This is a genomic window from Mycobacterium europaeum, assembly GCF_034555895.2.
GTDB classification, from domain to species: domain Bacteria; phylum Actinomycetota; class Actinomycetes; order Mycobacteriales; family Mycobacteriaceae; genus Mycobacterium; species Mycobacterium europaeum.
This window is the reverse complement of sequence record NZ_CP157315.1, coordinates 3,013,468-3,038,638: the sequence shown is the minus strand read 5'-3', so window position 1 is coordinate 3,038,638 and position 25,171 is coordinate 3,013,468. Positions and strand designations below refer to the sequence as shown.

The 25,171-nt window shown below is 70.4% G+C and carries 26 protein-coding genes; 19 read left to right on the top strand and 7 right to left on the bottom strand.

Annotated features, from left to right (window positions below; all coding sequences use genetic code 11):
- The first annotated feature begins 14 nt into the window (after positions 1-14).
- From cobO to U8D42_RS13605, 5 genes are all read left to right on the top strand, one after another.
- The gene (gene cobO / locus U8D42_RS13625) at positions 15-629 is read left to right on the top strand and encodes a cob(I)yrinic acid a,c-diamide adenosyltransferase (RefSeq protein WP_085242071.1); all 615 of its coding nucleotides are present in this window, start codon (positions 15-17) and stop codon (positions 627-629) included.
- The gene (locus tag U8D42_RS13620; RefSeq protein ID WP_322860009.1) at positions 626-2,011 is read left to right on the top strand and encodes a cobyrinate a,c-diamide synthase; all 1,386 of its coding nucleotides are present in this window, start codon (positions 626-628) and stop codon (positions 2,009-2,011) included. The genes cobO and U8D42_RS13620 overlap by 4 nt, the downstream gene beginning before the upstream one ends.
- Before the next feature lie 9 nt (positions 2,012-2,020).
- The gene (gene cobA, locus U8D42_RS13615; protein ID WP_322860010.1) at positions 2,021-3,226 is read left to right on the top strand and encodes a uroporphyrinogen-III C-methyltransferase; all 1,206 of its coding nucleotides are present in this window, start codon (positions 2,021-2,023) and stop codon (positions 3,224-3,226) included.
- Between the two features lie 33 nt (positions 3,227-3,259).
- A complete protein-coding gene (locus tag U8D42_RS13610; protein WP_090423038.1) occupies positions 3,260-4,852 on the top strand; it encodes an MFS transporter in 1,593 nt (530 codons plus the stop codon).
- A gap of 257 nt (positions 4,853-5,109) precedes the next feature.
- On the top strand, positions 5,110-6,858 hold the full coding sequence (locus U8D42_RS13605; RefSeq protein WP_322860011.1) for a proline--tRNA ligase: 1,749 nt from the start codon (positions 5,110-5,112) through the stop codon (positions 6,856-6,858).
- 19 nt (positions 6,859-6,877) lie between these two features.
- Here U8D42_RS13605 and U8D42_RS13600 read toward each other — a convergent pair whose 3' ends face one another.
- Positions 6,878-7,324: a ferritin-like domain-containing protein gene (locus U8D42_RS13600; RefSeq protein WP_085242066.1), complete on the bottom strand. Its 447-nt coding sequence runs from the start codon at positions 7,322-7,324 to the stop codon at positions 6,878-6,880.
- Positions 7,321-7,857 carry a hypothetical protein gene (locus U8D42_RS13595; protein ID WP_322860012.1) on the bottom strand — a complete coding sequence of 179 codons (537 nt, stop codon included), beginning with the start codon at positions 7,855-7,857 and terminating at the stop codon, positions 7,321-7,323. Before U8D42_RS13595 ends, U8D42_RS13600 begins: the two co-directional genes overlap by 4 nt.
- A gap of 204 nt (positions 7,858-8,061) precedes the next feature.
- Here U8D42_RS13595 and rimP point away from each other — a divergent pair, with 204 nt between their 5' ends.
- From rimP to U8D42_RS13565, 6 genes are all read left to right on the top strand, one after another.
- Positions 8,062-8,589 (top strand): ribosome maturation factor RimP, encoded by a 528-nt coding sequence (gene rimP / locus U8D42_RS13590; RefSeq protein WP_322860013.1) that lies wholly within the window; start codon positions 8,062-8,064, stop codon positions 8,587-8,589.
- The gene (gene nusA, locus U8D42_RS13585; protein WP_085242064.1) at positions 8,586-9,641 is read left to right on the top strand and encodes a transcription termination factor NusA; all 1,056 of its coding nucleotides are present in this window, start codon (positions 8,586-8,588) and stop codon (positions 9,639-9,641) included. Before rimP ends, nusA begins: the two co-directional genes overlap by 4 nt.
- A gap of 152 nt (positions 9,642-9,793) precedes the next feature.
- On the top strand, positions 9,794-10,057 hold the full coding sequence (locus U8D42_RS13580) for a YlxR family protein (protein WP_322860014.1): 264 nt from the start codon (positions 9,794-9,796) through the stop codon (positions 10,055-10,057).
- A 74-nt stretch (positions 10,058-10,131) separates the two neighbouring features.
- Complete coding sequence (gene infB, locus U8D42_RS13575) at positions 10,132-12,915, top strand: translation initiation factor IF-2 (RefSeq protein ID WP_322860015.1); 2,784 nt, start codon at positions 10,132-10,134, stop codon at positions 12,913-12,915.
- Positions 12,915-13,388, top strand: a complete 474-nt coding sequence (gene rbfA / locus U8D42_RS13570; protein ID WP_322860016.1) for a 30S ribosome-binding factor RbfA — start codon at positions 12,915-12,917, stop codon at positions 13,386-13,388. The genes infB and rbfA overlap by 1 nt, the downstream gene beginning before the upstream one ends.
- Complete coding sequence (locus U8D42_RS13565; RefSeq protein WP_322860017.1) at positions 13,357-14,373, top strand: DHH family phosphoesterase; 1,017 nt, start codon at positions 13,357-13,359, stop codon at positions 14,371-14,373. The genes rbfA and U8D42_RS13565 overlap by 32 nt, the downstream gene beginning before the upstream one ends.
- Here the strand turns inward: U8D42_RS13565 and U8D42_RS13560 are convergent.
- Together U8D42_RS13560 and U8D42_RS13555 are read right to left on the bottom strand one after the other, a co-directional pair.
- Positions 14,370-14,951: a hypothetical protein gene (locus U8D42_RS13560; RefSeq protein WP_322860018.1), complete on the bottom strand. Its 582-nt coding sequence runs from the start codon at positions 14,949-14,951 to the stop codon at positions 14,370-14,372. The genes U8D42_RS13565 and U8D42_RS13560 overlap by 4 nt on opposite strands.
- Before the next feature lie 49 nt (positions 14,952-15,000).
- Entirely contained in the window at positions 15,001-15,750 is a 750-nt protein-coding gene (locus U8D42_RS13555) for an enoyl-CoA hydratase (protein ID WP_322860019.1), read from the bottom strand.
- Between the two features lie 43 nt (positions 15,751-15,793).
- Here U8D42_RS13555 and U8D42_RS13550 point away from each other — a divergent pair, with 43 nt between their 5' ends.
- Positions 15,794-16,087, top strand: a complete 294-nt coding sequence (locus tag U8D42_RS13550; protein ID WP_085242057.1) for a DUF2277 family protein — start codon at positions 15,794-15,796, stop codon at positions 16,085-16,087.
- Complete coding sequence (locus U8D42_RS13545) at positions 16,084-16,656, top strand: DUF1802 family protein (RefSeq protein WP_085242056.1); 573 nt, start codon at positions 16,084-16,086, stop codon at positions 16,654-16,656. The genes U8D42_RS13550 and U8D42_RS13545 overlap by 4 nt, the downstream gene beginning before the upstream one ends.
- Here the strand turns inward: U8D42_RS13545 and U8D42_RS13540 are convergent.
- Both U8D42_RS13540 and U8D42_RS13535 read right to left on the bottom strand, forming a co-directional pair.
- Positions 16,615-18,345, bottom strand: coding sequence for a CocE/NonD family hydrolase (locus U8D42_RS13540; protein ID WP_322860020.1), 1,731 nt, complete (start codon positions 18,343-18,345; stop codon positions 16,615-16,617). The two genes, U8D42_RS13545 and U8D42_RS13540, sit on opposite strands and share 42 nt — an antisense overlap.
- Positions 18,346-18,373: 28 nt before the next feature.
- A complete protein-coding gene (locus U8D42_RS13535) occupies positions 18,374-18,958 on the bottom strand; it encodes a DUF3558 domain-containing protein (protein WP_085242054.1) in 585 nt (194 codons plus the stop codon).
- 147 nt (positions 18,959-19,105) lie between these two features.
- Here U8D42_RS13535 and U8D42_RS13530 point away from each other — a divergent pair, with 147 nt between their 5' ends.
- Genes U8D42_RS13530 through U8D42_RS13515 form a run of 4 tightly spaced genes read left to right on the top strand, consistent with a single transcriptional unit; the run spans position 19,106 to position 22,892 of the window.
- Complete coding sequence (locus U8D42_RS13530) at positions 19,106-20,083, top strand: metallophosphoesterase family protein (protein WP_322860021.1); 978 nt, start codon at positions 19,106-19,108, stop codon at positions 20,081-20,083.
- Positions 20,080-20,760: a 4'-phosphopantetheinyl transferase PptT gene (gene pptT, locus U8D42_RS13525; RefSeq protein ID WP_085242052.1), complete on the top strand. Its 681-nt coding sequence runs from the start codon at positions 20,080-20,082 to the stop codon at positions 20,758-20,760. Before U8D42_RS13530 ends, pptT begins: the two co-directional genes overlap by 4 nt.
- Positions 20,757-21,656, top strand: a complete 900-nt coding sequence (truB, locus tag U8D42_RS13520; RefSeq protein WP_322860022.1) for a tRNA pseudouridine(55) synthase TruB — start codon at positions 20,757-20,759, stop codon at positions 21,654-21,656. The genes pptT and truB overlap by 4 nt, the downstream gene beginning before the upstream one ends.
- A gap of 45 nt (positions 21,657-21,701) precedes the next feature.
- A complete protein-coding gene (locus U8D42_RS13515; protein ID WP_322860023.1) occupies positions 21,702-22,892 on the top strand; it encodes a lipid-transfer protein in 1,191 nt (396 codons plus the stop codon).
- Between the two features lie 17 nt (positions 22,893-22,909).
- Here U8D42_RS13515 and mntR read toward each other — a convergent pair whose 3' ends face one another.
- Positions 22,910-23,614 carry a manganese-binding transcriptional regulator MntR gene (gene mntR, locus U8D42_RS13510; RefSeq protein ID WP_322860024.1) on the bottom strand — a complete coding sequence of 235 codons (705 nt, stop codon included), beginning with the start codon at positions 23,612-23,614 and terminating at the stop codon, positions 22,910-22,912.
- 101 nt (positions 23,615-23,715) lie between these two features.
- Here mntR and U8D42_RS13505 point away from each other — a divergent pair, with 101 nt between their 5' ends.
- Positions 23,716-24,693 carry a bifunctional riboflavin kinase/FAD synthetase gene (locus tag U8D42_RS13505; protein ID WP_322860025.1) on the top strand — a complete coding sequence of 326 codons (978 nt, stop codon included), beginning with the start codon at positions 23,716-23,718 and terminating at the stop codon, positions 24,691-24,693.
- 135 nt (positions 24,694-24,828) lie between these two features.
- Positions 24,829-25,098 (top strand): 30S ribosomal protein S15, encoded by a 270-nt coding sequence (rpsO, locus tag U8D42_RS13500; protein WP_066995824.1) that lies wholly within the window; start codon positions 24,829-24,831, stop codon positions 25,096-25,098.
- Positions 25,099-25,171: the final 73 nt, after the last annotated feature.

The following is a 25,171-nucleotide window of genomic DNA, read 5'->3' as shown; positions in this document are numbered from 1 at the left end:
AAAGGCGATCGCTCATGCCCCAAGGCCGCCCGCTTCAGGTGCCCGACGACGGACTGAGCACCAAGGCCCGGCGCAACACCCCCGTGCTGGCTGTCCACACCGGGCCCGGCAAGGGGAAGTCGACGGCCGCGTTCGGGATGGCGCTGCGCGCCTGGAACGCCGGGCTTTCCGTCGCGGTGTTCCAGTTCGTCAAGAGCGCGAAATGGAAGGTGGGCGAGGAGACCGCCTTCACCCAACTCGGCCAATTGCACCAGCAGCACAACGTCGGCGGGCCCGTCGAATGGCACAAGATGGGGTCCGGTTGGTCCTGGTCGCGCAAGGCGGGCAGCGAAGTCGATCACGCGGCGGCCGCGGCCGACGGGTGGACCGAGATCTCCCACCGGCTGGCCGAGCAGCGCCACGACTTCTACGTGCTCGACGAGTTCACCTACCCGCTGAAGTGGGGGTGGGTGGACGTCGACGAGGTGGTGGACGTCCTGCTGGCGCGGCCCGGCCACCAGCACGTCGTGGTCACCGGGCGTGACGCCCCGCCACGGTTGATCGACGCCGCCGACCTGGTCACCGAGATGACCAAGGTCAAACACCCGATGGACGCGGGCCGCAAGGGACAGAAGGGCATCGAGTGGTGAGCGTGCCCGCGGTCGTCGTCGCCGCGCCGGCGTCGGGCAGCGGAAAGACCACCGTCGCAACGGGTTTGATCGGCGCCCTACGGCGCGCGGGTCGGGTGGTGGCACCGTTCAAGGTCGGCCCCGACTTCATCGACCCCGGCTACCACGGCCTGGCGGCCGGGCGTCCCGGCCGCAACCTCGACCCGGTGCTGGTCGGCGAGGACCTCGTCGGCCCGCTCTACGCCCACGGGGCCGGCGGCGCCGACATCGCGGTGGTGGAAGGGGTGATGGGCCTCTTCGACGGGCGGATCGGGCCCGCGGCGGGCGGCCCCGCGGAGGGCTCCACCGCCCACGTCGCCGGGTTGTTGGGTGCACCCGTCATCCTGGTCGTGGACGCGCGCGGCCAGAGCCACAGCATCGCCGCGCTGCTGCACGGCTTTTCGACGTTCGACGCCGCGACGCGGGTCCGCGGCGTGATCCTCAACCGGGTCGGTTCGGCCCGGCACGAACACGTGCTGCGGCAGGCTTGCGAGCAGGCCGGCGTCGCGGTGCTGGGCGCCATTCCGCGTGCGGCCGAATTAGAGCTTCCGACAAGGTATTTGGGCTTGGTCACCGCTGTGGAATACGGGCGGCGGGCGCGGCAGGCGGTCGAGGCGATGACGGACCTGGTCGCGCGTCACGTCGACCTGGCGGCCGTGGCGGCGGTCGCCGCGAGCCGGGCCGCCCCGGCGTGGGACCCGGCGACGGCGATAGGGGAGACGCGGGGCGGGCGCGCCACCGTGGCGATGGCGGCCGGCAAGGCGTTCAGCTTCGCCTACGCCGAGCACACCGAGCTGCTGCGGGCGGCCGGCGCCGACGTGGCCGAATTCGACCCGCTGGCCGAGGGGTTGCCCGATGGCACCGACGCGGTGCTGCTGCCCGGCGGCTTTCCGGAACAGTTCACCGCGGAACTCTCGGCCAACGTCGCCGTGCGCGGACAGATCCACGCGCTGGCCGCCGCCGGCGCGCCGGTACACGCCGAATGCGCCGGCCTGATCTATCTGGCCACCGAACTCGACGGCTACCCGATGTGCGGAGTGCTCGCCGGGTCGGCGCGGTTCACCCCGCACCTCACGCTGGCCTACCGCGACGCGGTCGCGGTAGCCGATTCGCCGCTGTATTCCGCCGGGCAACGGGCGGTGGGGCATGAGTTCCACCGGACCGCGGTCAGCTTCAGCGACAGCTACCAGCCGGCGTGGGTGTACCGGGGCGCGGACGCCGATGCCGTGCGGGATGGCGTCGTGCACGCCGGCGTGCACGCCTCCTACCTGCACACCCATCCGGCGGCGGCGCCCACCGCGGTCGCGCGGTTCGTCGCGCACGCCGCCGACCGCCGCGCCGGCGCTGCGAACGCCAACCACTAGGCTTGCCCGGTGACCGAGAACGCCTACCTCGCTGGACTGCGGCTGGCCGGCAAGAAGGTTGTGGTGGTCGGCGGCGGCTCGGTTGCCCAGCGCCGGCTGCCCCTCCTCATCGCCAGCGGCGCCGACGTCCACGTCATCTCCCGCAGTGCCACCATGTCGGTCGAGGCGATGACCGGAATCACCTTGTCTCTGCGCGAGTACCGCGACGGCGACCTGGACGGCGCCTGGTACGCGATCGCCGCCACCGACGATCCCGAGGTGAACGCCGCGGTGGTCGCCGAGGCCGAGCGCCGCCACCTGTTCTGCGTCCGCGCCGACATCGCGGTCGAGGGGACCGCGGTGACACCGGCGTCCTTCGGCTACGCCGGGTTGTCGGTCGGGGTGCTGGCCGGCGGCGAGCACCGCCGGTCGGCAGCGATCCGCTCGGCCATCCGCGAGGCGTTGCAGGCCGGGATCATCACCACCGACAGCGCCGCGAGCTCCGACGTCGTGCACGGTGGGGTGGCGCTCGTGGGCGGAGGGCCCGGCGACCCCGAACTGATCACGGTGCGCGGGCGCCGCCTGCTGGCCCACGCCGACGTGGTGGTCGCCGACCGGCTTGCGCCGCCGGAACTGCTGGCCGAACTGCCGCCGCACGTGGAAGTCATCGACGCGGCGAAGATCCCGTACGGGCGCGCGATGGCACAGGACGCGATCAACGACGTCATGATCGACCGGGCCCGGTCCGGAAAGTTCGTCGTCCGCCTCAAGGGCGGCGACCCGTTCGTCTTCGCCCGCGGGTACGAGGAAGTGCTCGCTTGCGTCGACGCCGGGATCCCGGTCACCGTCGTGCCGGGTGTGACAAGTGCCATAGGGGTGCCCGCGCTGGCCGGCGTGCCGGTCACGCATCGGGCCGTAAATCACGAATTCGTGGTGGTCAGCGGCCACCTGCCACCCGATCACCCCGAATCGTTAGTGAATTGGAATGCGCTGGCCGCCTTGTCCGGCACGCTGGTTTTGCTGATGGCCGTCGAACGCATCGAACTTTTCGCCGATGCTTTGATAAAAGGTGGCCGACCTGCGGATACGCCGGTGCTGGTGGTGCAGCACGGCACGACGGCGGCTCAGCAAACTTTGCGGGCTACCCTGGCCGACACGCCGGAAAAGATTCGCGCCGAGGGCATCCGACCTCCCGCGATCATCGTGATCGGGCCGGTGGCCGGTTTCGGGCTTTAAACGGATCTTAAGATTACTGTAAGGTAACCCTTTATGACGGCTCTCAACGACAGTGAGCGCGCGGTGCGAAACTTCACTTCTGCGCGCCCCGATCGTCCGGCCCCGGTGCGCGCCACGCGCCCGGCGGAGACCGCCTCCACTCGCATCAGCAAGTACTACCCGGCGTGGCTGCCTTCGCGTCGCTTCATCGCGGCCGTGATCGCCATCGGCGGCATGCAGTTGCTGGCGACGATGGACAGCACCGTCGCCATCGTCGCGCTCCCCAGGATCCAGAACGAGCTGAGCCTGTCCGATGCCGGCCGTAGCTGGGTGATCACCGCGTACGTGCTCACCTTCGGCGGGTTGATGCTGCTGGGTGGCCGGCTCGGCGACACCATCGGGCGCAAGCGCACCTTCATCGTCGGCGTCGCGCTGTTCACCATCTCCTCGGTGCTGTGCGCGGTGGCGTGGGACGAGGCGACCATGGTGATCGCGCGGCTCTCCCAGGGCGTCGGGTCCGCCATCGCCTCGCCCACGGGCCTGGCGCTGGTGGCGACCACATTCCCCAAGGGGCCCGCGCGTAACTTCGCGACGGCGGTGTTCGCCGCGATGACCGCCATCGGTTCGGTGATGGGCCTGGTGGTCGGCGGAGCGCTGACCGAGGTGTCCTGGCGGCTGGCGTTCCTGGTGAACGTGCCGATCGGGCTGGTGATGATCTACCTGGCCCGCACCGCGCTGCGCGAGACCAACCGGGAACGGATGAAGCTCGACGCGACCGGGGCCATGCTGGCCACGCTGGCCTGCACCGCCGCCGTGTTCGCCTTCTCGATGGGGCCGGAAAAGGGCTGGGTGTCGATCACGACCGTCGGCTCGGGTGTGGTGGCGATGGCCGCCGCGCTGGCGTTCATCATCGTGGAGCGCACCGCCGAAAACCCCGTCGTCCCGTTCGACCTGTTCCGCGACCGCAACCGGCTGGTCACCTTCGCCGCGATCTTCCTCGCCGGCGGGCTGATGTTCAGCCTGACGGTCTGCATCGGCCTGTACGTGCAGGACATCCTCGGCTACAGCGCGCTGCGCGCGGGCGTCGGCTTCATCCCGTTCGTCATCGCGATGGGCATCGGCCTGGGCGTCTCCTCCCAGCTGGTGTCCCGGTTCTCGCCGCGGGTGCTGACCATCGGCGGCGGACTCCTGCTCTTCTGGGCGATGATCTACGGCTGGGGGTTCATGCACCGTGGGGTGCCCTATTTCCCCAACCTGGTGCTGCCGATCATCGTCGGCGGAATCGGCATCGGCATCTGCGTCGTCCCGCTGACGTTGTCGGCGATCGCCGGGGTCGGTTTCGACCAGATCGGCCCGGTGTCGGCGATCGCGCTGATGCTGCAGAGCCTGGGCGGGCCGCTGGTGCTGGCCGTCATCCAGGCCGTGATCACCTCGCGCACCTTGTACCTGGGCGGCACCACCGGCCCGGTGAAGATCATGAACAACCTCCAATTGCATGCGCTCGACCAGGGCTATACCTATGGACTGCTGTGGGTGGCCGGGGTGGCGGTCGTTGTCGGCGGCGCGGCGCTGTTGATCGGCTACACGCCGGCACAGGTGGCCCACGCGCAAGAGGTCAAGGAAGCGATCGACGCCGGCGAGCTGTAGCTCGCGGATTTCACCGCATTACGGCCGTGGCGGGCCGGGAACCATTTGGTGCTCGCCGGGTGTGATAGCGCCCGCGATATCTCATTCTCGAAGCCTCGTATGGTCCTGATCTCCGCGCCGTGCTGAATTGCCCGGCTCCTCAACGGGCCGACGCGGCCCGCATCGTCGCCGGGCCGCTGGTCACCGCTGGGCCCGATGGCGGTGACCCGCCGCGCCCGGCTTCGCCGCGCTCGCGGTCACCGCTAGGCTGGCCCGCTGTGATCACCCGGATGTCCCAGCTGTTCTTGCGCACATTGCGCGACGATCCCGCCGACGCGGAAGTGCCCAGCCACAAGCTGCTCATCCGGGCCGGCTACATCCGGCCCGTGGCGCCCGGGCTGTACAGCTGGCTGCCGCTCGGCTTGCGGGTGCTGCGCAGGATCGAACGCATCGTCCGCGAAGAGATGGACGCGATCGGCGGGCAGGAGATCCTGTTTCCCGCGCTGCTGCCGCGCGCGCCGTACGAGACGACGAACCGGTGGACCGAATACGGCGACGGCGTGTTCCGGCTCAAGGACCGCCGCGGCAACGACTACCTGCTGGGGCCCACGCACGAAGAGGTGTTCACCCTCACCGTCAAGGGCGAATACAGCTCCTACAAGGACTTCCCCGTGCTGCTCTACCAGATCCAGAACAAGTACCGCGACGAGGCGCGGCCGCGCGCGGGCATCCTGCGGGTGCGCGAGTTCCTGATGAAGGACTCCTACTCCTTCGACATCGACGACGCCGGACTCAAAGCCGCCTATCACGCGCATCGCGAGGCCTACCAGCGCATCTTCGATCGGCTGCAGGTGCGGTACGTGATCGTGTCCGCGGTTTCGGGAGCGATGGGCGGCAGCGCCTCCGAGGAGTTCCTGGCCGAAAGTCCGGTCGGCGAGGACACCTTCGTGCGCTGCCTGCAGTCCGGCTACGCTGCCAACGTCGAGGCCGTGATCACCGCCCGCCCCGAGGCGCGTCCGACCGACGGGCTGCCCGAGGCGGTGGTCCACGACACCGGGGAGACCCCGACCATCGCCACCCTGGTCGACTGGGCCAACCAGGCCGACCTCGGTCGCACCGTCACCGCGGCCGACACGCTGAAGAACGTGTTGCTCAAGGTGCGCCAGCCCGGCGGGGACTGGGAACTGCTGGCGATCGGCCTGCCCGGCGACCGCGAGGTCGACGACAAGAGGCTGGGCGCGGCGCTGGAACCGGCCGACTACGCGCTCCTCGACGACGCCGACTTCGCCAAGTACCCCTTCCTGGTGAAGGGGTATATCGGGCCGAAGGCGCTGTGCGAGAACGGTGTTCGCTATCTCGTCGACCCGCGGGTGGTGGACGGGACCAGCTGGATCACCGGCGCCGACGAACCGGGCCGGCACGTCGTCGGCCTGGTGGCCGGCCGCGATTTCACCGCCGACGGCACCATCGAGGCCGCCGAGGTGCGCGACGGCGACCCGTCTCCCGACGGCGCCGGCCCGCTGGTCTCGGCGCGGGGCATCGAGATCGGACACATCTTCCAGCTCGGCCGCAAATACACCGACGCGTTCACCGCCGACGTGCTCGGCGAGGACGGCAAGCCGGTGCGGCTCACCATGGGCTCCTACGGCCTCGGGGTGTCGCGGATGGTGGCGGTGATCGCCGAGCAGCACCACGACGAGCTGGGCCTGCGCTGGCCGCCGGCGATCGCGCCGTTCGACGTCCACCTGGTGATCGCCAACAAGGACGCGGACGCCCGCACCGGGGCCACCGAGCTGGCCGGCGACCTGGACCGGCTGGGGGTCGACGTGCTGCTCGACGACCGGCAGGCGTCGCCGGGGGTCAAGTTCAAGGACGCCGAGCTGCTGGGCGTGCCCTGGATCCTGGTGGTGGGGCGCGGCTGGGGCAACGGCGTGGTGGAGCTGCGTGACCGCTTCACCGGGGAGACCCGCGAACTGGCCACCGGGCCGTCGCTGGCCACCGACCTCGCGGCCGCCCTGGCCGGATAGGGCCAAAAGCCTTGCGGCGCTAGTCGTTTCCGCCCGGGAAACTCGTCGTGATCGGCCAGGCGCCCAGCACGCGGTTCCATCGGGCGGCCATCACGGCGCTTTGCGTCAGGGCCGTCGCGGCGAACGCGCGGTCGTCGGCCGTCTCGGCATGCTCGATCACCACACGCCAGGCCGACGCGCAGTCGTTCTCCATCCGCGCGGCCAGGCGCGCCGAATCCGCCGCGCTGCCCACCAGCATGGGCAACTGATAACCGGCGGCGGCGACGGGTGCGTTGACCTTGCGCGCCGTCAGCATCGCGATCACGTCGTCGCGGCGTTGGCGGTGCTGGCCCAGGGCCTCCACCACCAGGCCGTTCACGCTGGGCGGCGACAGCGCCGACACCATGCCGTAGCCGTAGATCGTCGAGTGCTCGATGGCCAGCGCGTCGCACAGCGCCGCGTTGTCGGCGTCCTTGCCCGAGCTCATATCGACGGCCCCCCGGGCACCAGGGCGACCGTGTACGACGCCGTGCAGGACGCGATGATCGAGGCCAGCAGCCCCGCCCGGTAGCCCGATTCGCCGGCCACCAGGCGGTTGGCGCTGTCCGCCGAGGCGCGCAGCGCGTTGATCACGTCGGACACCGGCGGCGGGGGCGGCGGCGGGCCGGCCGGTTCGGCGGGACTGGGGGAGGGGGCGGTCGTCTCGCTCGTCGACGACGTGGTGATCTTGCCGGCGGCCCGCGAGATCTCCGTGGACAGGGCGCGGGCGTGCGCGGCGCGCTGGCTCGCGACCACCGTCAACGCGGCGGCGATCTGCGGCGGATTGCCGACGGCCGCCGCGGCCGCGCCGGCCAGCGCGCTGTCCTTGCGGGCCTGGTCCAACGGCCCCAGCAGCTCTTCGACGGCCGGGGGCTTGGGCGGGGACTCGCCGCAGGCGGAGGCGACCACCCCGAGCGCAGCCAGGGCCGCGCCGCCGACGAGCACACCCCGCCGGTTGACGACGGGATCTGCGCTAGACACAAACACATCCTGCCATCGGTACGGAGGTGGGCACGAAGCCAGGACGCGATCCGGCCGTCAGACGCGAATCCTGGCGTATCGTTGATAGCTGGCTCTCGCGGGACGACAGCCTTCCCGTTCCGCCGGGACACTGGAGCCGCCCGCAAGCCAGCGGGGCGGCGACGCCCTCCAGCTGACCGGACAACTCAAGATGAGGAGCTCGCCGTGACCACCGGGCTACCTTCGCAGACGCAGGTGATCGAGCTACTCGGTGATGAGTTCGCGCGCGCGGGATATGAGATCGAGGACGTGGTCATCGACGCCCGGACGCGCCCGCCGCGGATCACGGTGATCGCCGACGGCGACAAAGCCCTCGACCTGGACACCATCGCGACGCTGTCGCATTCGGCGTCGGCTTTGCTGGACGAGCTCGACGACATCGGGGACCGGTACGTGCTCGAGGTGAGTTCGCCGGGCGTGGACCGCCCATTGACCACGGAAAAGCATTTCCGCCGCGCCCGCGGCCGCAGGGTCGACGTCGTCCTCGCCGACGGTACGCGGCTGACCGGCCGGGTCGGCGAGACGGGCGGTGGCGCCGTCGCGCTGGTGGTCCGCGCGGGCCGCGACTATGGGTTGCGCCGGATCCCGCTCGGTGATATCGCCAAAGCCGTTGTCCAGGTGGAGTTTTCGCCCCCAGCTCAAGCGGAGTTGGACCTGGCGGGCCAGGCCGACAGGACGGAGGCCGGAGCATGAATATCGACATGGCCGCGCTGCATGCGATCGAGGTCGATCGGGGCATCTCGGTCACCGAGCTGCTCGAGACGATCAAGTCGGCGCTGCTCACCGCCTACCGGCACACCGAGGGCCATCAGAACGACGCGCGCATCGATATCGACCGCAAGACCGGCGTCGTCAAGGTGGTCGCCCGCGAGACCGATGAAGACGGCAATGTGATCAGCGAATGGGACGACACCCCCGAGGGTTTCGGCCGCATCGCCGCCACCACCGCCCGTCAGGTCATGCTGCAGCGGTTCCGGGACGCGGAGAACGAGCGCACCTACGGCGAGTTCTCCACCCGCGAGGGCGAGATCGTCGCGGGCGTCATCCAGCGGGACAGCCGCGCCAACGCCCGCGGCCTGGTCGTGGTCCGGATGGGCACCGAGACCAAAGCCTCCGAGGGCGTGATCCCGGCGGCCGAACAGGTCCCCGGCGAGAGCTACGAGCACGGAAACCGGGTGCGGTGCTACGTGATCGGGGTGACCCGCGGCGCGCGGGAGCCGCTGATCACGCTGTCCCGGACGCATCCCAACCTGGTGCGCAAGCTGTTCTCCCTGGAGGTCCCCGAGATCGCCGACGGGTCGGTCGAAATCGTGGCCGTGGCGCGGGAGGCCGGCCATCGCTCCAAGATCGCGGTGAAATCCAACGTCCCCGGCCTGAACGCGAAAGGGGCCTGCATCGGCCCGATGGGCCAGCGGGTCCGCAACGTGATGAGCGAGCTGTCCGGCGAGAAGATCGACATCATCGACTACGACGAAGACCCGGCCCGCTTCGTGGCCAACGCGTTGTCGCCGGCCAAGGTGGTCTCGGTGTCGATCATCGACCCGAACGCCCGCGCCGCCCGCGTGGTGGTGCCCGATTTCCAGCTGTCGCTGGCCATCGGCAAGGAGGGCCAGAACGCGCGGCTGGCCGCCCGGCTCACCGGGTGGCGCATCGACATCCGCGGCGACACGCCCGGCGGATCCGAGGCGCATTCGTCGGGCCACCCCGAACACGGGGCCACCCGCGGGATGGCGCACGACCGCTAGCGCGGCCGGTTCTGACCATCGGATAAGTGACGCTAGACTGAGCCGTGATCCAGCGTGAGCCTTCGGTCTCGGCGCACAGGCGTGTGGACGGACCAGTCCGGACGTGTGTCGGGTGCCGGAAGCGAGAGCTGGCCGTCGAACTGCTTCGCGTCGTGGCTGTGTCGGACGGGAACGGCGAACATGCCGTGATCGTTGACACCAAGAACAGCCTGCCGGGGCGGGGTGCGTGGCTGCATCCCGTGCCGCAATGCGTGCAACAGGCGATTCGGCGGCGAGCTTTCACCAGAGCGCTGCGCATCGACCGTCCACCGGACACCTCCGCGCTGGTCGAGCACCTAGAGTCTCTAGAAGCGCTCGACTTGCCCGGCAACAGAAGAGGCAGCAAAGAACATGAGCACACCGTGAAGTCCCGATGACTCGCATTCCTATGCGTTACAGCTAATTCCCGAGGCGCGGCCCCACGACTGTCGCCTCTCAGACAGGAGATGTAGTGGCAGGTAAGGCCCGCGTACACGAGTTGGCCAAGGAACTCGGTGTTACCAGCAAGGAAGTTCTCGCCCGGCTGAATGAACAGGGCGAATTCGTAAAATCCGCATCGTCGACGGTGGAGGCGCCGGTCGCACGTCGGCTGCGCGAATCCTTCGGGGGCGGCAAGCCGGCTCCCCAGAAGCCCGCGGCCAAGCCGGGCGCGAAGGCTCCCGTCAAGGGGCCGGACAAGTCGCTTGACCAGGCGCTCGACAAGGCCATCGGTAACGGCGAATCGGCCGCCGCGCCCGCTGGCGGGACGACCACCGCCGCCGCCGAGGCGGCCCCGGCCGCGCCCGCCGAAGCGCCGGCGCGCCCCGGCCCCGTGCCCGGCCGTCCCGCACCGGGGCAGCCGAAGCCGCCCGTTCCCGGGCAGCCGACCGGTCAGCCCCCCGCTCAGCCCGGTCCCCATCCCGGCATGACGCCGGGTCCGCGCCCCGGTCCGGCGCCGAAGCCCGGCGTGCGCACCCCGCGCGTCGGCAACAACCCGTTCTCGTCGGCGCAGCCTGTCGACCGGCCCATCCCGCGTCCCATGGCGCCGCGCCCCGGCGCGCCCCGGCCCGGCGCCCCGCGTCCCGGCGCGTCGCCCGGCAACATGCCGCCGCGTCCCGGCGGTGCCGCCGGTCAGGGCCGCCCGGCCCGGCCCGGCGCCCCTCGACCCGGCGGCGGCCGGCCCGGCGGGCCCGGCGGTCGTGACGGCGGCGGTGGCAACTACCGCGGCGGTGGTGCTGGCGGCGGCGTCGGCGCCCCGCCCGGGGGTGGCGGCGGCTTCCGCGGTCGTCCCGGCGGCGGTCCCGGTGGCGGCGGTGGCCGTCCCGGGCAGCGCGGTGGCGCCGCCGGCGCGTTCGGCCGTCCCGGTGGCGCGCCCCGGCGTGGCCGCAAGTCCAAGCGGGCCAAACGCGCCGAGTACGAGAACATGCAGGCACCGGTCGTCGGCGGCGTGCGGTTGCCGCACGGCAACGGCGAGACGATCCGGCTGGCCCGTGGCGCGTCGCTGAGCGACTTCGCCGACAAGATCAACGCCAACCCGGCCTCGCTGGTGCAGGCGCTGTTCAACCTCGGCGAGATGGTGACCGCCACCCAGTCCGTCGGCGACGAGACGCTCGAGCTGCTGGGCAGCGAGATGAACTACGTCGTCCAGGTCGTCAGCCCGGAGGACGAGGACCGCGAGCTGCTGGAATCCTTCGACCTGACCTACGGCGAGGACGAAGGCGGCGAGGAGGACCTGCAGACGCGGCCGCCGGTGGTGACCGTGATGGGTCACGTCGACCACGGTAAGACGCGACTGCTGGACACCATCCGGAACGCGAGCGTGCGCGAGGCCGAGGCCGGTGGCATCACCCAGCACATCGGTGCCTACCAGGTGGGCGTCGACTTCGAGGGCAGCGAGCGGCTGATCACGTTCATCGACACCCCGGGTCACGAGGCGTTCACCGCCATGCGTGCCCGCGGCGCGAAGGCCACCGACATCGCGATCCTGGTGGTCGCCGCCGACGACGGCGTGATGCCGCAGACGGTGGAGGCGATCAACCACGCGCAGGCGGCCGACGTGCCGATCGTGGTGGCGGTCAACAAGATCGACAAAGAGGGCGCCGACCCGGCCAAGATCCGGGCTCAGCTCACCGAATACGGTTTGGTCGCGGAGGATTTCGGCGGCGACACGATGTTCGTCGACATCTCGGCGAAGGAAGGCACCAACATCGAGGCGCTCGAGGAGGCGGTGCTGCTGACCGCGGACGCCGCCCTGGACCTGCGGGCCAACCCCGACATGGAGGCCCAGGGTGTGGCGATCGAGGCGCACCTGGACCGCGGCCGAGGCCCGGTCGCCACGGTGCTCGTGCAGCGCGGCACGCTGCGGGTCGGTGACTCCGTCGTCGCCGGCGACGCGTACGGCCGTGTCCGCCGCATGGTCGACGAGCACGGCGACGACGTCGAGGAGGCGCTGCCGTCGCGGCCGGTGCAGGTCATCGGGTTCACGTCCGTGCCGGGCGCCGGCGACAACTTCCTGGTCGTCGACGAGGACCGCATCGCTCGCCAGATCGCCGACCGGCGCAGCGCGCGTAAGCGCAACGCGCTGGCGGCACGGTCGCGCAAGCGGATCAGCCTGGAGGACCTGGACTCGGCGCTGAAGGAAACCAGCCAGCTGAACCTGATCCTCAAGGGCGACAACGCCGGTACCGTCGAGGCGCTCGAGGAGGCCCTGATGGGCATCCAGGTCGACGACGAGGTGATGTTGCGCGTCATCGACCGCGGTGTCGGTGGCATCACCGAGACCAACGTCAACCTGGCGTCGGCCTCGGATGCGATCATCATCGGCTTCAACGTGCGCGCTGAAGGCAAGGCGACGGAGCTGGCCAACCGCGAGGGCGTCGAGATCCGCTACTACTCGGTGATCTACCAGGCGATCGACGACATCGAGAAGGCCCTGCGCGGCATGCTCAAGCCGATCTACGAGGAGAACCAGCTGGGCCGCGCGGAGATCCGCGCCATCTTCCGGTCCTCCAAGGTCGGCATCATCGCCGGCTGCATGATCAGCTCGGGCGTGGTGCGCCGCAACGCCAAGGCCCGGCTGTTGCGGGACAACATCGTGGTCGTCGACAACCTGTCGATCACTTCGCTGCGACGGGAGAAGGACGACGTGACCGAGGTCCGCGAGGGCTTCGAGTGCGGTATGACGCTGGGCTACTCCGACATCAAGGAAGGCGACATCATCGAGTCCTACGAGCTCGTCGAGAAGGAGCGCGCCTGATGGCCGATCCGGCCCGGGCGCGCCGATTGGCCAAACGCATCAACACGATCGTCGCCTCGGCGATCGAGTTCGAGATCAAGGATCCCGGCCTGGACGGGGTGACCATCGTCGACACGAAGGTCACCGCCGACCTGCACGATGCGACGGTGTTCTACACCGTGATGGGCCGCACTCTCGACGACGAACCGGACTACGACGCCGCCGCGTCGGCGCTGGAGCGGGCCAAGGGCGCGCTGCGCACCATGGTCGGGGCCGGCACCGGCGTGCGCTTCACGCCCACGCTGACCTTCACCCGCGACACCACGGTCGACACCGTGCAGCGGATGGACGAGTTGCTGGCCCGCGCCCGGGCCGCGGACGCCGACCTGGCGCGGGTGCGCTCGGGGGCCAAGCCGGCCGGCGAGGCCGATCCCTACCGTGCCAGCGGGCCGAGCGACGGGGATGCCGGTGACGACGACCGACGCCAAGACTGAGCCGTCCCGCGCCGCGGCAGCCGGAGCCCGGGTCGACGTCCGCGGCGCGGTCGAATTGCTCTCCGCCGCAGCGACTGTCGCGGTGGTCGCCCATGTCCACCCCGACGCCGACACGATCGGCGCGGGCCTGGCGCTGGCCCTGGTGCTGGACAGGTGCGGCAAGGCCGTCGAGGTCGGCTTCGCCGAGCCGGCGACACTGCCCGAGTCGCTGTCGTCGCTGCCCGGTTGCCGGCTGCTGGTCGATGCGGACGCGATGCGGCGCGACGTGGATCTGGTTGTCACCGTGGATGTTCCCAGCCTCAAGCGGCTGGGCGCGCTGAGCGATCTGGCCGGTGCGGGGCGGGAGTTGCTGGTCATCGACCACCACGCCTCCAACGGGATGTTCGGGACCGCCAACTTCGTTGACGTGTCGGCGGATTCGACCACGATGATGATCGCCGACATCCTCGACGCGTGGGACAAGCCGATCGACCCTGACGTCGCCCACTGCATCTACGCCGGGCTGACGACCGACACCGGGTCCTTCCGCTGGGCCAGTGCCCGCGCCCTTCGGCTGGCGGCCCGGCTGGTCGATACGGGCGTCGACAACGCCGCGATCAGCCGGACCCTGATGGACAGCCACCCGTTCGCCTGGCTGCCGCTGCTGTCCCGGGTGCTGGGCTCGGCCCAGTTGCTGCCGGACGCGGCGGGTGGCCGTGGTCTGGTGTATGCCGTTGTCGGGCACGGGGATTGGCTGACTTCGCGTCCCGAGGAAGTCGAGAGCATCGTCGACGTCGTGCGCACCACGCAGCAGGCCGAGGTGGCCGCGGTGTTCAAGGAGGTCGGCCCGCAGCGGTGGTCGGTGTCGATGCGGGCCAAGAGCGAGGTGGATCTCGCGGCCGTCGCCTCCGGATTCGGCGGGGGCGGCCACCGGCTGGCGGCCGGCTATTCGGCGAGCGGCCCGATCGTCGACGTCGTGGCCGCGCTGCGCGAGGCGCTGGGCTAGAACGCCCAGCTGCCGGAGCGCTGCAGCACGAACCCGTGGTCTCCGCTGGTGGTGTCCAGGCAGGCGACGAGGTTGTCGGCGCCGACGGCGCATGTGACGTTCAGGTAGGTCAACTTCTGCCCCGCGCTCAACAGCTTGCCACCCGGCGGCAGGGTCGCCGGGTTGCCGTCGCAGCCGCCGTAGGACATCCGGCTCAACTGGTAGCCGGGCCCCTTGAATTCGGCCGAACCCACCAGACAATCGCCCGGATGCGGGCGTCCGCCCAGCACGGGAACGTCGTCGATGCCGGGCATGTCGCCCTTGCACTTGATGTCCTGTGACGGCTGCGGCGCGGGCGCCGGCCCGCCGTAGAAGTCACACACCAGCGTGTAGGGCGTGGAGAAGCTGATCCGGGGCGAGGTGCCCGGACCGGCGCTGGTGACAAAGCCATCCGCCGGGACGGGTGTGAAACCGTCCAGGTTGGGAAACCCCGGCGGCGGCAGGGCGGCCGCACGCGGCGCGAGTCCCGCGATCGCGGCCACCGCGAGCGTCACGGCGCCCGCGAACACCCTCACGATGACATCGACGACAGCACGCATCAGCTGATCGTATTGGTTGACCGCGAACTACGGGGCCGGACCGCGACGCCTACCGGACCTGGGCCCGCCCGCGCTGCAGCACCGCCTCACGGTTGGCGGCGATGTCGTCGCCGCTGGTCCGGAACTGGCGGGCCGCCATCGCTTCGAGCCACAGCCCCGCGCTGGTCTGCGAATCGTCGATCCGGTGATAGGACGCCAGCAGCGCGCGGACCGCGTCCTGGTTGTTGCCGACGATCGACGCCGCCACCCCGCGGGCGGCGGCCAACAGCCGATCGTGCGGCACCACCTCGGTCACCAGCCCGGCGCGCAGCGCGTCCGCGGCGGACAGGTAGTCGCCCGTCATGCTCATCCGCCGGGCCAGGCCGACGCCCACCTTCTGTGGCAGCCGCACGCTCAGCCCCCAGGTGGGCAGCAGGCCGACGCGGGCATGGGTGTCGGCGAACCGGGCGTTCTCCGACGCGATCAGGATGTCGCAGTACAGGGCCAGCTCCAGCCCGCCGGTGACGGCGGCGCCGTTGATCGCGCCGATGACCGGCTTGCTCAGCGGTGGCCAGCGCGGGGAGATGTCCGGAAGCGCCGAGGTACCGCCCAACTCCTTGAGATCCAGTCCCGCGCAGAACACCGGGTCGGCGCCGGTGACGATGACGACGTCGACGGCGTCGTCGGTTTCCGCGTCGGCCAGGGCCCCGAAGAACCGGTCCCGCAGCGCCGAGGACAGCGCGTTGCGGGACTGCGGCCGGTTGAGGGTCAGCGTGCGCACCCGCTCGTCGGTTTCGATCAGCAGGATGTCGTCGGTCATGACATCACCGTAAAGGGTCGCCGGCCGCGCCTATCGTTGAGGCATGTGCCGGAACATCACCGAGCTGCGCGGGCTTCAACCGGCGGCCACCGCCGAGGAGATCGCGGCGGCGGCGCGCCAGTACGTGCGCAAGGTCAGCGGGATCAGCCGACCCTCGGCGGCGAACGCCGAGGCCTTCGAGGCGGCGGTGGCCGAGGTTACCGAGACCACCGCGCGGCTGTTGGCGGCGCTGCCCGCGCGCAGGCAGCCGCCCAAGACCGTGCCGCCGCTGCGCCGGCCCGTGGGGGTACCACCCGCTTGCGGGGGCGTGGTCGCCCGGCTGGCCGGTGCGCGATGACCGCCACCGCGACCAGCCCCACCACGACGCCCGCGCTCAAGGAGTGGAGCGCTGCAGTGCACGCCCTGCTCGACGGCCGCCAGCGGGTGCTGCTGCGCAAGGGCGGCATCGGGGAGAAGCGGTTCGACCTGGCCGCCCGCGAGTTCCTGCTGTTCCCGACGGTCGCGCACAGCCACCGCGAGCGCGTCCGGCCCGAACATCGCGATCTGCTCGAAGCGGCGGCCGCCGACAGCACCGACGATCGCCTGGTGATACGGGCCGCCGCGAAAGTCGTTGCCGCCGTGGAGGTCGACCGGCCGGAGGGCCTTGCGGCGATCGAGGACCTACACATCTGGACCGCCGAGTCGGTGCGCGCCGACCGGCTCGACTTCCGGCCCAAGCACAAGCTGGCCGTGCTGGTGGTGTCGGTGCACCCGCTGACCGAGCCGGTGGAGATCGACCGGACGCCCGAGTACGGCGGCTGCAAGAGCTGGGTGGAGCTGCCGGTGCGCGCGCCGTTGGCGCCGCCGGCGCTGGACGGGGCCGCGCTAAGCGAGGTCGCCGCGCGCGTCCGCCGCGCCGTTGGCTGACAGGTCCAGCGGGCCGACGGGCAGCAGCAACCGGGAGCGTCCGTAGCGCACCCTGTGGGTGGCCGGCCTGGACTGCCGGCCCGTCAGGATCGGCTCGTCGGTGCCCAGGTTGCGTGCGTAGCGCGGAAACCAGCTGCCGGCGATCAGCAGGCGGATACGTGAGCCGGCGCGAAACCGGTGGGCGATGCCGTCGAGTTCGACGCGGACCGTCTTCCTCGAGTTCTTGGCCGAGTTCTTGACCGGGGCGTCCAGCCTCCGGTAGCCGTCGCTGACGTTCGTCGACCGGCCCTTGGCGTCGATCTCGCTCACCCGGACGAACAGGTCGACATGCGGGGTGTCCGCGCCGTGCGCCAGCTCGACGACCGGGTTGCCGTAGATGGACAAGTCGTGGGTGAGGGTGAGGCTGGTGAAGGCCAGCACGTCGTCGCGCGCCGCCAGCCGGCCGTCGTCGCGATAGCCGCCGTTCGGCGACAGCAGCGGGCCACCGGTGGTGGGGGTCGGGTCGGCCGGGTCGTAGCGGAAGGTCGCCGGCGCCAGCCGCGTCAGGTCCGTCGGCGCGGTCTCGCCCAGGTGGCCGCCGGGCCGCAGGTACAGAACGCGCTCGCTGGTGGCCGGCGGCCAGTCGGCCACGGTCCGCCAGCCCTGCCCGGTGACGTAGACGCGGACCGGGCCGGACCGGCGCGGGCCGGGCGCGCCACCCAGGTGGGTGTCCAGCCAATCCAGCGACTCCCGCACGCAGGTGCTCAGCCCGCTCGTCAGTATCTGGGTGTGCGTCCACGGGCCCATGGTCAGCGCGACGTCGACCCCCCGGGCCCGCAGATGCCGGTACTGCTGCAACGTCTGCCTGACGAAGATGTCCTGCCAGCCGCCGATCAGCAGGACGGGCACGTCGACGCGGTCCAGCGCGTCGCCGCAGCGCAGCGCGTCCCAGAACGGATCGTTCGGGTCGGTGTGCTCGACCCACGACTCGAACCACGGCGCGCCGGCGCCGAGCAGCGCGCGGGCCGTGTCGCCCACGGGCAGCCCGAGCGCCGCCCGTGTCACCCGGTTGCGGCTCTGCAACTGCCGCAGCGCCGACCGGGCGCGCACCGGGTCCTCCTGATGGGCGACCATGTCGCTCCAGCCCAGGAAGTCGTTGATGGCGAACGAGCCGGTGCCCCACACGGATGCGTTGAAATCGTGCGGCCCCACGGTGATGACCGCAGCGGCCAGCTCCGGGGGCGGATCCTGCAGCAGCGCCCACTGGGTGAACCCGAGGTAAGACATGCCGATGGTGGCGAACCGGCCGGTGAACCAGGGCTGCTCGCGCAGCCAGGCCACCGTGTCGGCGCCGTCGGCGACCTCGTTGGCCATCGGCTCGAAATCCCCGCCCGACCCGAACGTGCCACGGACGCTCTGCAGCACGACGTGATAGCCCCGGTTCGCGTAGAACGCGCCGAACACCAGGGAGAACGGGAACGCGCGCCCGTACGGTCCCCGGACCAGCAGGGTGCCGACGGCCGCCGAGGTGGTCGGCGCGTAGTGATCGGCCACCAGCTCGACGCCGTCGCGCATCGGCACCCGGACCCGGTGCACGGTGTAATCGGCGGTCGCCGGCGGCAGGCGCAGCAGCCGCCCCACCGCCCTGCCGCCGAGGTGTCGCAGGGTGTGCAGCGTGGGCTGGGCGGCTCGCGTCGAGGTGATACTCACGGTGCCAGGTTAAGGCCCGGGCCGCCGGTCAGAACTTGTAGTACGGCGCCAGGTCGTTGGCGCGCTGCAGGTCGGTGGACATGCAATCCACCTCGGGATTGGAGTAGACCGTCGAGTAGTAGAGCGCCTGCTGCAGCACGCCGTAACTGGTCTTGAACACGACCATGCAGGAGTAATACCAGTAGCTGTTGTGATAGGTCGGCTTGAGCACCCAGTACTGCGCGGCGCGGTGTCCCGCGATGGTGGTCTCGACCGCGTCGGGCGGCAGGGTCTCCTCGTAGGTGCGCCAGATGATGGGTTCGACGGCCAGCTGGTAGTTACCCGCGTCGAAGTGGCAGCGCAAGCCGTCTTCGTGCTCGGGCGGGGTGAACGCCAGCCCGAGCCGCTGCACCGCATCGAACGGGATGTCCTCGCACGCGTCGAACGGCCGCGGGTCGGTGGTCGCCACGATCGGGCTCTTCATGGTGGTTTCCATCGGCGCCGCCGTCGAGCGCAGCTCCACGCGCCCGGGCCCCGCCGGCCCCGGCGCGGCGCCCTGCCACCCCACCGTGCCAGCTACGGCCGCTGCGACGAGGGCACCGACCGCCCCGATCAGACGCACCTTCGCGAACACGACACCCCCTGACGGCTCGGCGGCCCTTGCCCGGGAGTGTACAAGTCGCGTCGCCACGGCCACAGACAAACAAGAACACGTTCTAATGCCGCGGGCAAGGGCCGGTCCCGGCCGGCGCACGGCCCCGGGTCATTAGTCTGGTTAATCGTGGCTGGTCAAAATGCGGGGCAACAATCGGCGAATGGTGGGCAACCGACGCTGTGGGCCGTCTCCGACCTGCACACCGGCCACCTCGGCAACAAGCCGGTCACCGAATCGCTGCACCCGTCCTCGCCGGACGACTGGCTGATCGTCGCCGGGGACGTCGCCGAACGCACCGACGAGATCCGTTGGGCCCTGGACCTGCTGCGCCGGCGATTCGCCAAGGTGATCTGGGTCCCGGGCAACCACGAGCTGTGGACGACCACGCGTGACCCGGTGCAGATCTTCGGCAAGGCCCGCTACGACTACCTGGTCAACATGTGCGACGAGATGGGCATCGTCACGCCCGAGCATCCCTTCCCGGTGTGGACCGAGCGCGGCGGGCCGGCGACCATCGTGCCGATGTTCCTGCTCTACGACTACAGCTTCTTGCCCGAGGGCGCGGCCAGCAAAGCCGAGGGCCTGACCATCGCGCGGGAGCGCAACGTCGTCGCCACCGACGAATTCCTGCTGTCGCCGGAGCCCTATCCCACCCGGGAGGCCTGGTGCCGGGAGCGGCTGGCCGCCACCCGGGCCCGCCTCGAGAAGCTCGACTGGATGACGCCCACCGTCCTGGTGAACCATTTTCCCCTGGTCCGCGACCCCTGCGACGCGCTGTTCTACCCGGAGTTCGCGCTGTGGTGTGGAACCACCAAGACCGCCGACTGGCACACCCGCTACAACGCCGTCTGTTCGGTCTACGGTCACCTGCACATCCCGCGTACCACCTGGTATGACGATGTGCGCTTCGAGGAGGTGTCGGTCGGTTACCCGCGGGAGTGGCGGCGCCGCAAACCGCACCACTGGCTGCGCCAGGTGCTGCCCGATCCGGAGTACGCGCCCGGTTACCTCAACGACTTCGGCGGCCACTTCGAGATCACTCCCGAGATGCGGCAGCAGGCCGCGCAGTTCCGGGAACGGTTGCGGCAGCGGCAATCACGATGACCGAGGACATGCTGGTTTCCTCGGTGCTGCCGACGGCGGACGGCCTGGCCTACTCGGAGGTGTATACCGATCCGCCCGGCCTCGCGCCGCTGCCCGAAGAGGAGCCGCTGATCGCGAGGTCGGTGGCCAAGCGCCGCAACGAGTTCATCACCGTCCGGCACTGCGCGCGGGTCGCGCTCGGCGAGCTCGGCCTGCCGCCGGTGCCGATCCTCAAGGGCGAGAAGGGCGAACCGTGCTGGCCCGACGGCGTGGTGGGCAGCCTCACCCATTGCACGGGCTATCGGGGCGCGGTCGTGGGGCGCACCGACGCGGTGCGCTCGGTGGGCATCGACGCCGAACCGCACGACGTGTTGCCCGACGGCGTGCTGAACGCGATCAGCCTGCCCGAGGAGCGGCACGAGATGAGCACCCTGCCCGACGGCCTGCACTGGGACCGAATCCTGTTCTGCGCCAAGGAAGCGACGTACAAGGCGTGGTTCCCGCTGACCAAGCGCTGGCTGGGTTTCGAGGACGCCCACATCGTGTTCGACCTCGACCCGCCCGACGGGGGCTCCACCGGGGTGTTCGTGTCCAAGATCCTGATCGATGGGCAGACGCTCGACGGCCCGCCGCTGACCGCGCTGAGGGGCCGGTGGTCGGTGGAGCGGGGACTGGTGCTGACCGCCATCGTGCTATGAGTCAAAGCCCCAGCGGGCCGGGCATAGTCGTCGTCGACAAGCCGGCCGGGATGACCAGTCACGACGTGGTCGGGCGCTGCCGGCGCATCTTCTCCACCCGCAGGGTCGGGCACGCGGGAACGCTGGACCCGATGGCCACCGGCGTGCTGGTGATCGGCGTCGACCGCGCCACCAAGATCCTCGGCCTGTTGACGGCGGCCCCCAAGTCCTACACCGCCACCATCCGGCTTGGCCAGACCACCTCCACCGAGGACGCCGAAGGGGAAGTGCTGCACAGCGTTTCGGCCGCGCACCTGACGCGTGAGGCCATCACCGCCGCGGTGGCCGCCCTGCGCGGCGACATCGAGCAGGTGCCGTCGGCGGTCAGCGCGATCAAGGTCGACGGGCGGCGCGCCTACCGGCTGGTTCGCGAGGGCCGGGCCGTCGAGCTCGCGGCCCGCCCGGTGCGCATCGACCGGTTCGAGGTGCTCGACGTCCGGCCCGCCGGCCAGTTCGTCGACGTGGACGTGGAGGTGGACTGCTCGTCGGGGACCTACGTGCGCGCGCTCGCCCGCGACGTCGGGGCCGCGCTGGGCGTGGGCGGGCATCTGACGGCACTGCGGCGCACCCGCGTCGGTCGCTTCACGCTGGACCGGGCCCGCTCGCTCGACGACCTGGCCGAGCGGCCGGGCCTGTCGTTGACGCTGGACGAGGCGTGCCTGCTGATCTTTCCTCGCCGCGACCTGACCGCCGAGGAGACCGAGGCGACGGCCAACGGGCGGCCGCTTGCGGCGGCCGGCATCGACGGCGTCTATGCCGCCTGCGACGCCGGCGGGCGGGTCATCGCGCTGCTGCGCGACGAGGGCGCGCGCACCAAGTCGGTGGTCGTGGTCCGCCCGGCGACGCTCGGGGAATAGGCTGTGACGCGGATCTCCTCAACCCTGTCGAAGAAGGGGCGCGCTATGTCGAACAAGGTTTACGTCGTCGGCGTCGGCATGACGAAATTCGAGAAGCCGGGCCGCCGCGAGGGCTGGGACTACCCCGACATGGCGCGCGAGTCCGGAACCAACGCGCTGGCCGACGCCGGCATCGACTACCGCGAGGTGCAGCAGGGCTACGTCGGCTACGTCGCGGGCGACTCGACGTCCGGGCAGCGGGCGCTCTACGAGCTGGGCATGACCGGCATCCCGATCGTCAACGTCAACAACAACTGCTCGACCGGCTCGACGGCACTGTTCCTGGCGGCGCAGGCGATCCGGGGCGGGCTGGTCGACTGCGCCATCGCGCTCGGCTTCGAGAAGATGCAACCCGGCTCGCTGGGCGGGGGAGCCCAGGACCGCGAATCGCCGATGGGCAAGCACGTCAAGGCGATGGCCGAGATCGACGAGTTCGCGATGCCCGTCGCGCCCTGGATGTTCGGCGCCGCCGGCCGCGAACACATGAGGCAATACGGCAGCACCGCAGAACATTTCGCCAAGATCGGCTACAAGAACCACAAGCACTCCGTCAACAACCCATTCGCGCAGTTCCAGGAGTCCTACACGCTCGAGGACATCCTGGCCGCGCGGATGATCTCCGACCCGCTGACCAAGCTGCAGTGCTCGCCCACGTCCGACGGTTCCGGCGCGGCGATCCTGGCCTCGGAGAGCTTCGTCGACAGCCACGGGTTGGCCGCCCAGGCGGTGGAGATCGTCGGTCAGGCCATGACCACCGACTTCGCCTCCACCTTCGACGGAAGCGCCAAAAATCTGATCGGCTACGACATGAATGTTCAAGCGGCGCAACAAGTTTACCAGCAGTCCGGGTTGGGGCCCGAGGACTTCCAGGTGATCGAGCTGCACGACTGTTTTTCGGCCAACGAGTTGCTGCTATATGAGGCGCTGGGGCTGTGCGGGCCGGGTGAGGCGCCCAAGCTGATCGACAACGGCGACACCACCTATGGCGGGCGCTGGGTGGTCAATCCGTCCGGCGGCCTGATCTCCAAGGGACATCCGTTGGGTGCCACCGGGCTGGCGCAGTGCGCCGAGCTGACCTGGCAGCTGCGCGGCACCGCCGACAAGCGTCAGGTCGAGGGTGTCAGCGCCGCGCTGCAACACAACATCGGACTCGGTGGGGCCGCCGTCGTCACCGCCTACCAGCGCGCCGAACGCTAGCCCGAGCCAACCGGCGGCTAGCCCACCACCCAGATCGCCCGGGCGGCCGGGCTGCCCAGGTCGACGGTCGTCTCGACTCCGTCGCCGTCGTCGATCGCCACTGAGATCATGCCGGCGAACTCGCGACGCGTCAGGACGCGCAGCCGCGAGTCGAGGTTGATGCCGACATCGGCGAAATAGCGCAGCATCTCCGGGTCGGCGTCGGAGATGCGGGCCACGGTTCCGGTGTCTCCGTCGCCGCACGCCCACAGCTGCCGCGCCGGCGGAGTGGGCACCTGTCCGTCGGAGGCCGGGATCGGGTCCCCGTGCGGGTCGCGCTGCGGGAACCCCAGCTTGGCGTCGATGCGGGCCACCAGCCGATCCGACACCGCGTGTTCGAGCACCTCGGCCTCGTCGTGCACCTCGTCCCAGCCGTAGCCGAGCTCGTTCACCAGAAACGTCTCGAGCAGCCGGTGCCGGCGCACCATCGCCAGCGCGGCCCGCCTGCCCGCCTCGGTCAGGGTCACGGCCCCGTATTTCTCGTGGTCGACCAGGCCCTGCTCGGCGAGCTTGCGGATGGACTCCGACGCGGTGCTGGCCGACACCCCGATCTTCTCGGCGAGCATCTTGGTGCTGACCTTTTGCGGCGCGTCCTTGGGCGACCACTCCTGGGCGTTCCAGATGACCTTGAGGTAGTCCTGGCCGACGGCGGTGAGACCGCCACGCTCTTCGTCAGCCCTCACAACGACAAAGTTTAGGCAACCCAGACCCGATCGTGTGCTCCTCGCCACCCTCGCGGCGGCGGATCTCCCGGCGGACGGCGGGTGGCCGTAGGCTTGCCCTCGTGCAGCGGTGGCGCGGCCAAGACGAGATTCCCACGGACTGGGGCAGATGCGTGCTCACCATCGGCGTGTTCGATGGTGTGCACCGGGGCCATGCCGAATTGATCGCGCATGCGGTGAAGGCCGGGCGCGCGCGCAACGTGCCGACCGTGCTGATGACCTTCGACCCGCACCCGATGGAAGTGGTCTACCCGGGCAGCCACCCGGCGCAGCTGACGACGCTGACGCGGCGCGCGGAGCTGGTCGAGGAGATGGGCATCGATGTCTTCCTGGTGATGCCGTTCACCAGCGACTTCATGAAGCTGACCCCGGAGCGCTACGTCCACGAGCTGCTGGTGGAACACCTGCACGTGGTGGAGGTCGTGGTCGGGGAGAACTTCACGTTCGGCAAGAAGGCGGCCGGCAATGTCGAGACCCTGCGGCGCGCCGGGGAGCGCTTCGGGTTCGCGGTCGAGTCCATGTCGCTGCTGTCCGAGCACCACAGCAACGAGACGGTGACGTTTTCCTCCACCTACATCCGGTCCTGCGTGGACGCCGGTGACGTGGTGACGGCCATGGAGGCGCTGGGCCGCCCGCACCGCGTCGAGGGCGTCGTCGTCCGCGGCGAGGGCCGGGGCATGGAGCTGGGCTTCCCGACCGCCAACGTGGCGCCCCCGATGTACTCGGCGATCCCGGCCGACGGCGTGTACGCCGCGTGGTTCACCCTGCTCGGGCACGGGCCGGTGACCGGCACCGTCGTCCCGGGCGAGCGCTACCACGCCGCGGTGTCCGTCGGCACCAACCCCACGTTCTCGGGACGCACCCGCACCGTCGAGGCCTTCGTGCTGGACACCACCGCCGACCTCTACGGCCAGTACGTGGCGCTGGACTTCGTCGGCCGCATCCGCGGGCAAACCAAGTTCGACTCGGTGCAGGACCTGATCGACGCGATGGGCAACGACACCGAGCGGGCCCGCGCGATGCTCTCGGCGCGGGACTGATCCGGGGCGGCGCCGGCCTGGGATTTCGGCGGGCGTCGCAGCCGCTGATAGACTCGCCCCCCGAATGGCGTGTGCTGCAGTCCGCGGCGGCCACGTACACGTTTTTTCGCGGCACCCAATTGATGGAGATGTTTCGTGGCGCTGACAGCCGAGCAGAAAAAGGAAATCCTGGGCAACTACGGCCTGCACGACACCGACACCGGTTCCCCGGAGGCCCAGGTCGCGCTGCTGACCAAACGGATCGCCGACCTGACCGAGCACCTCAAGGTGCACAAGCACGATCACCACTCCCGGCGGGGCCTGCTCCTGCTGGTTGGTCGGCGGCGCCGGCTGCTCAAGTACGTCGCTCAGATCGACGTGGAACGGTACCGCTCGCTGGTCGAGCGTCTGGGTCTGCGTCGCTGACGCTCGGAAACCGCCAATCGGCGAAGCCCTGCCGGCGGCGCAAGTTCGCCATGTAGAGTAGGAGCGTTCTGGG

What these genes read in the sequence shown, in the direction of transcription:
- U8D42_RS13550 (WP_085242057.1), top strand. Translation starts at nt 15,794, where the DNA reads ATGTGCCGGAACATCACCGAGCTGCGCGGGCTTCAACCGGCGGCCACC.
- nusA (WP_085242064.1), top strand. Translation starts at nt 8,586, where the DNA reads ATGAATATCGACATGGCCGCGCTGCATGCGATCGAGGTCGATCGGGGC.
- cobO (WP_085242071.1), top strand. Translation starts at nt 15, where the DNA reads ATGCCCCAAGGCCGCCCGCTTCAGGTGCCCGACGACGGACTGAGCACC.
- pptT (WP_085242052.1), top strand. Translation starts at nt 20,080, where the DNA reads ATGACCGAGGACATGCTGGTTTCCTCGGTGCTGCCGACGGCGGACGGC.
- truB (WP_322860022.1), top strand. Translation starts at nt 20,757, where the DNA reads ATGAGTCAAAGCCCCAGCGGGCCGGGCATAGTCGTCGTCGACAAGCCG.
- U8D42_RS13515 (WP_322860023.1), top strand. Translation starts at nt 21,702, where the DNA reads ATGTCGAACAAGGTTTACGTCGTCGGCGTCGGCATGACGAAATTCGAG.
- U8D42_RS13555 (WP_322860019.1), bottom strand. Translation starts at nt 15,750, where the DNA reads ATGACCGACGACATCCTGCTGATCGAAACCGACGAGCGGGTGCGCACG.
- U8D42_RS13560 (WP_322860018.1), bottom strand. Translation starts at nt 14,951, where the DNA reads ATGCGTGCTGTCGTCGATGTCATCGTGAGGGTGTTCGCGGGCGCCGTG.
- U8D42_RS13610 (WP_090423038.1), top strand. Translation starts at nt 3,260, where the DNA reads ATGACGGCTCTCAACGACAGTGAGCGCGCGGTGCGAAACTTCACTTCT.
- U8D42_RS13545 (WP_085242056.1), top strand. Translation starts at nt 16,084, where the DNA reads ATGACCGCCACCGCGACCAGCCCCACCACGACGCCCGCGCTCAAGGAG.
- U8D42_RS13565 (WP_322860017.1), top strand. Translation starts at nt 13,357, where the DNA reads ATGCCGGTGACGACGACCGACGCCAAGACTGAGCCGTCCCGCGCCGCG.
- U8D42_RS13600 (WP_085242066.1), bottom strand. Translation starts at nt 7,324, where the DNA reads ATGAGCTCGGGCAAGGACGCCGACAACGCGGCGCTGTGCGACGCGCTG.
- rbfA (WP_322860016.1), top strand. Translation starts at nt 12,915, where the DNA reads ATGGCCGATCCGGCCCGGGCGCGCCGATTGGCCAAACGCATCAACACG.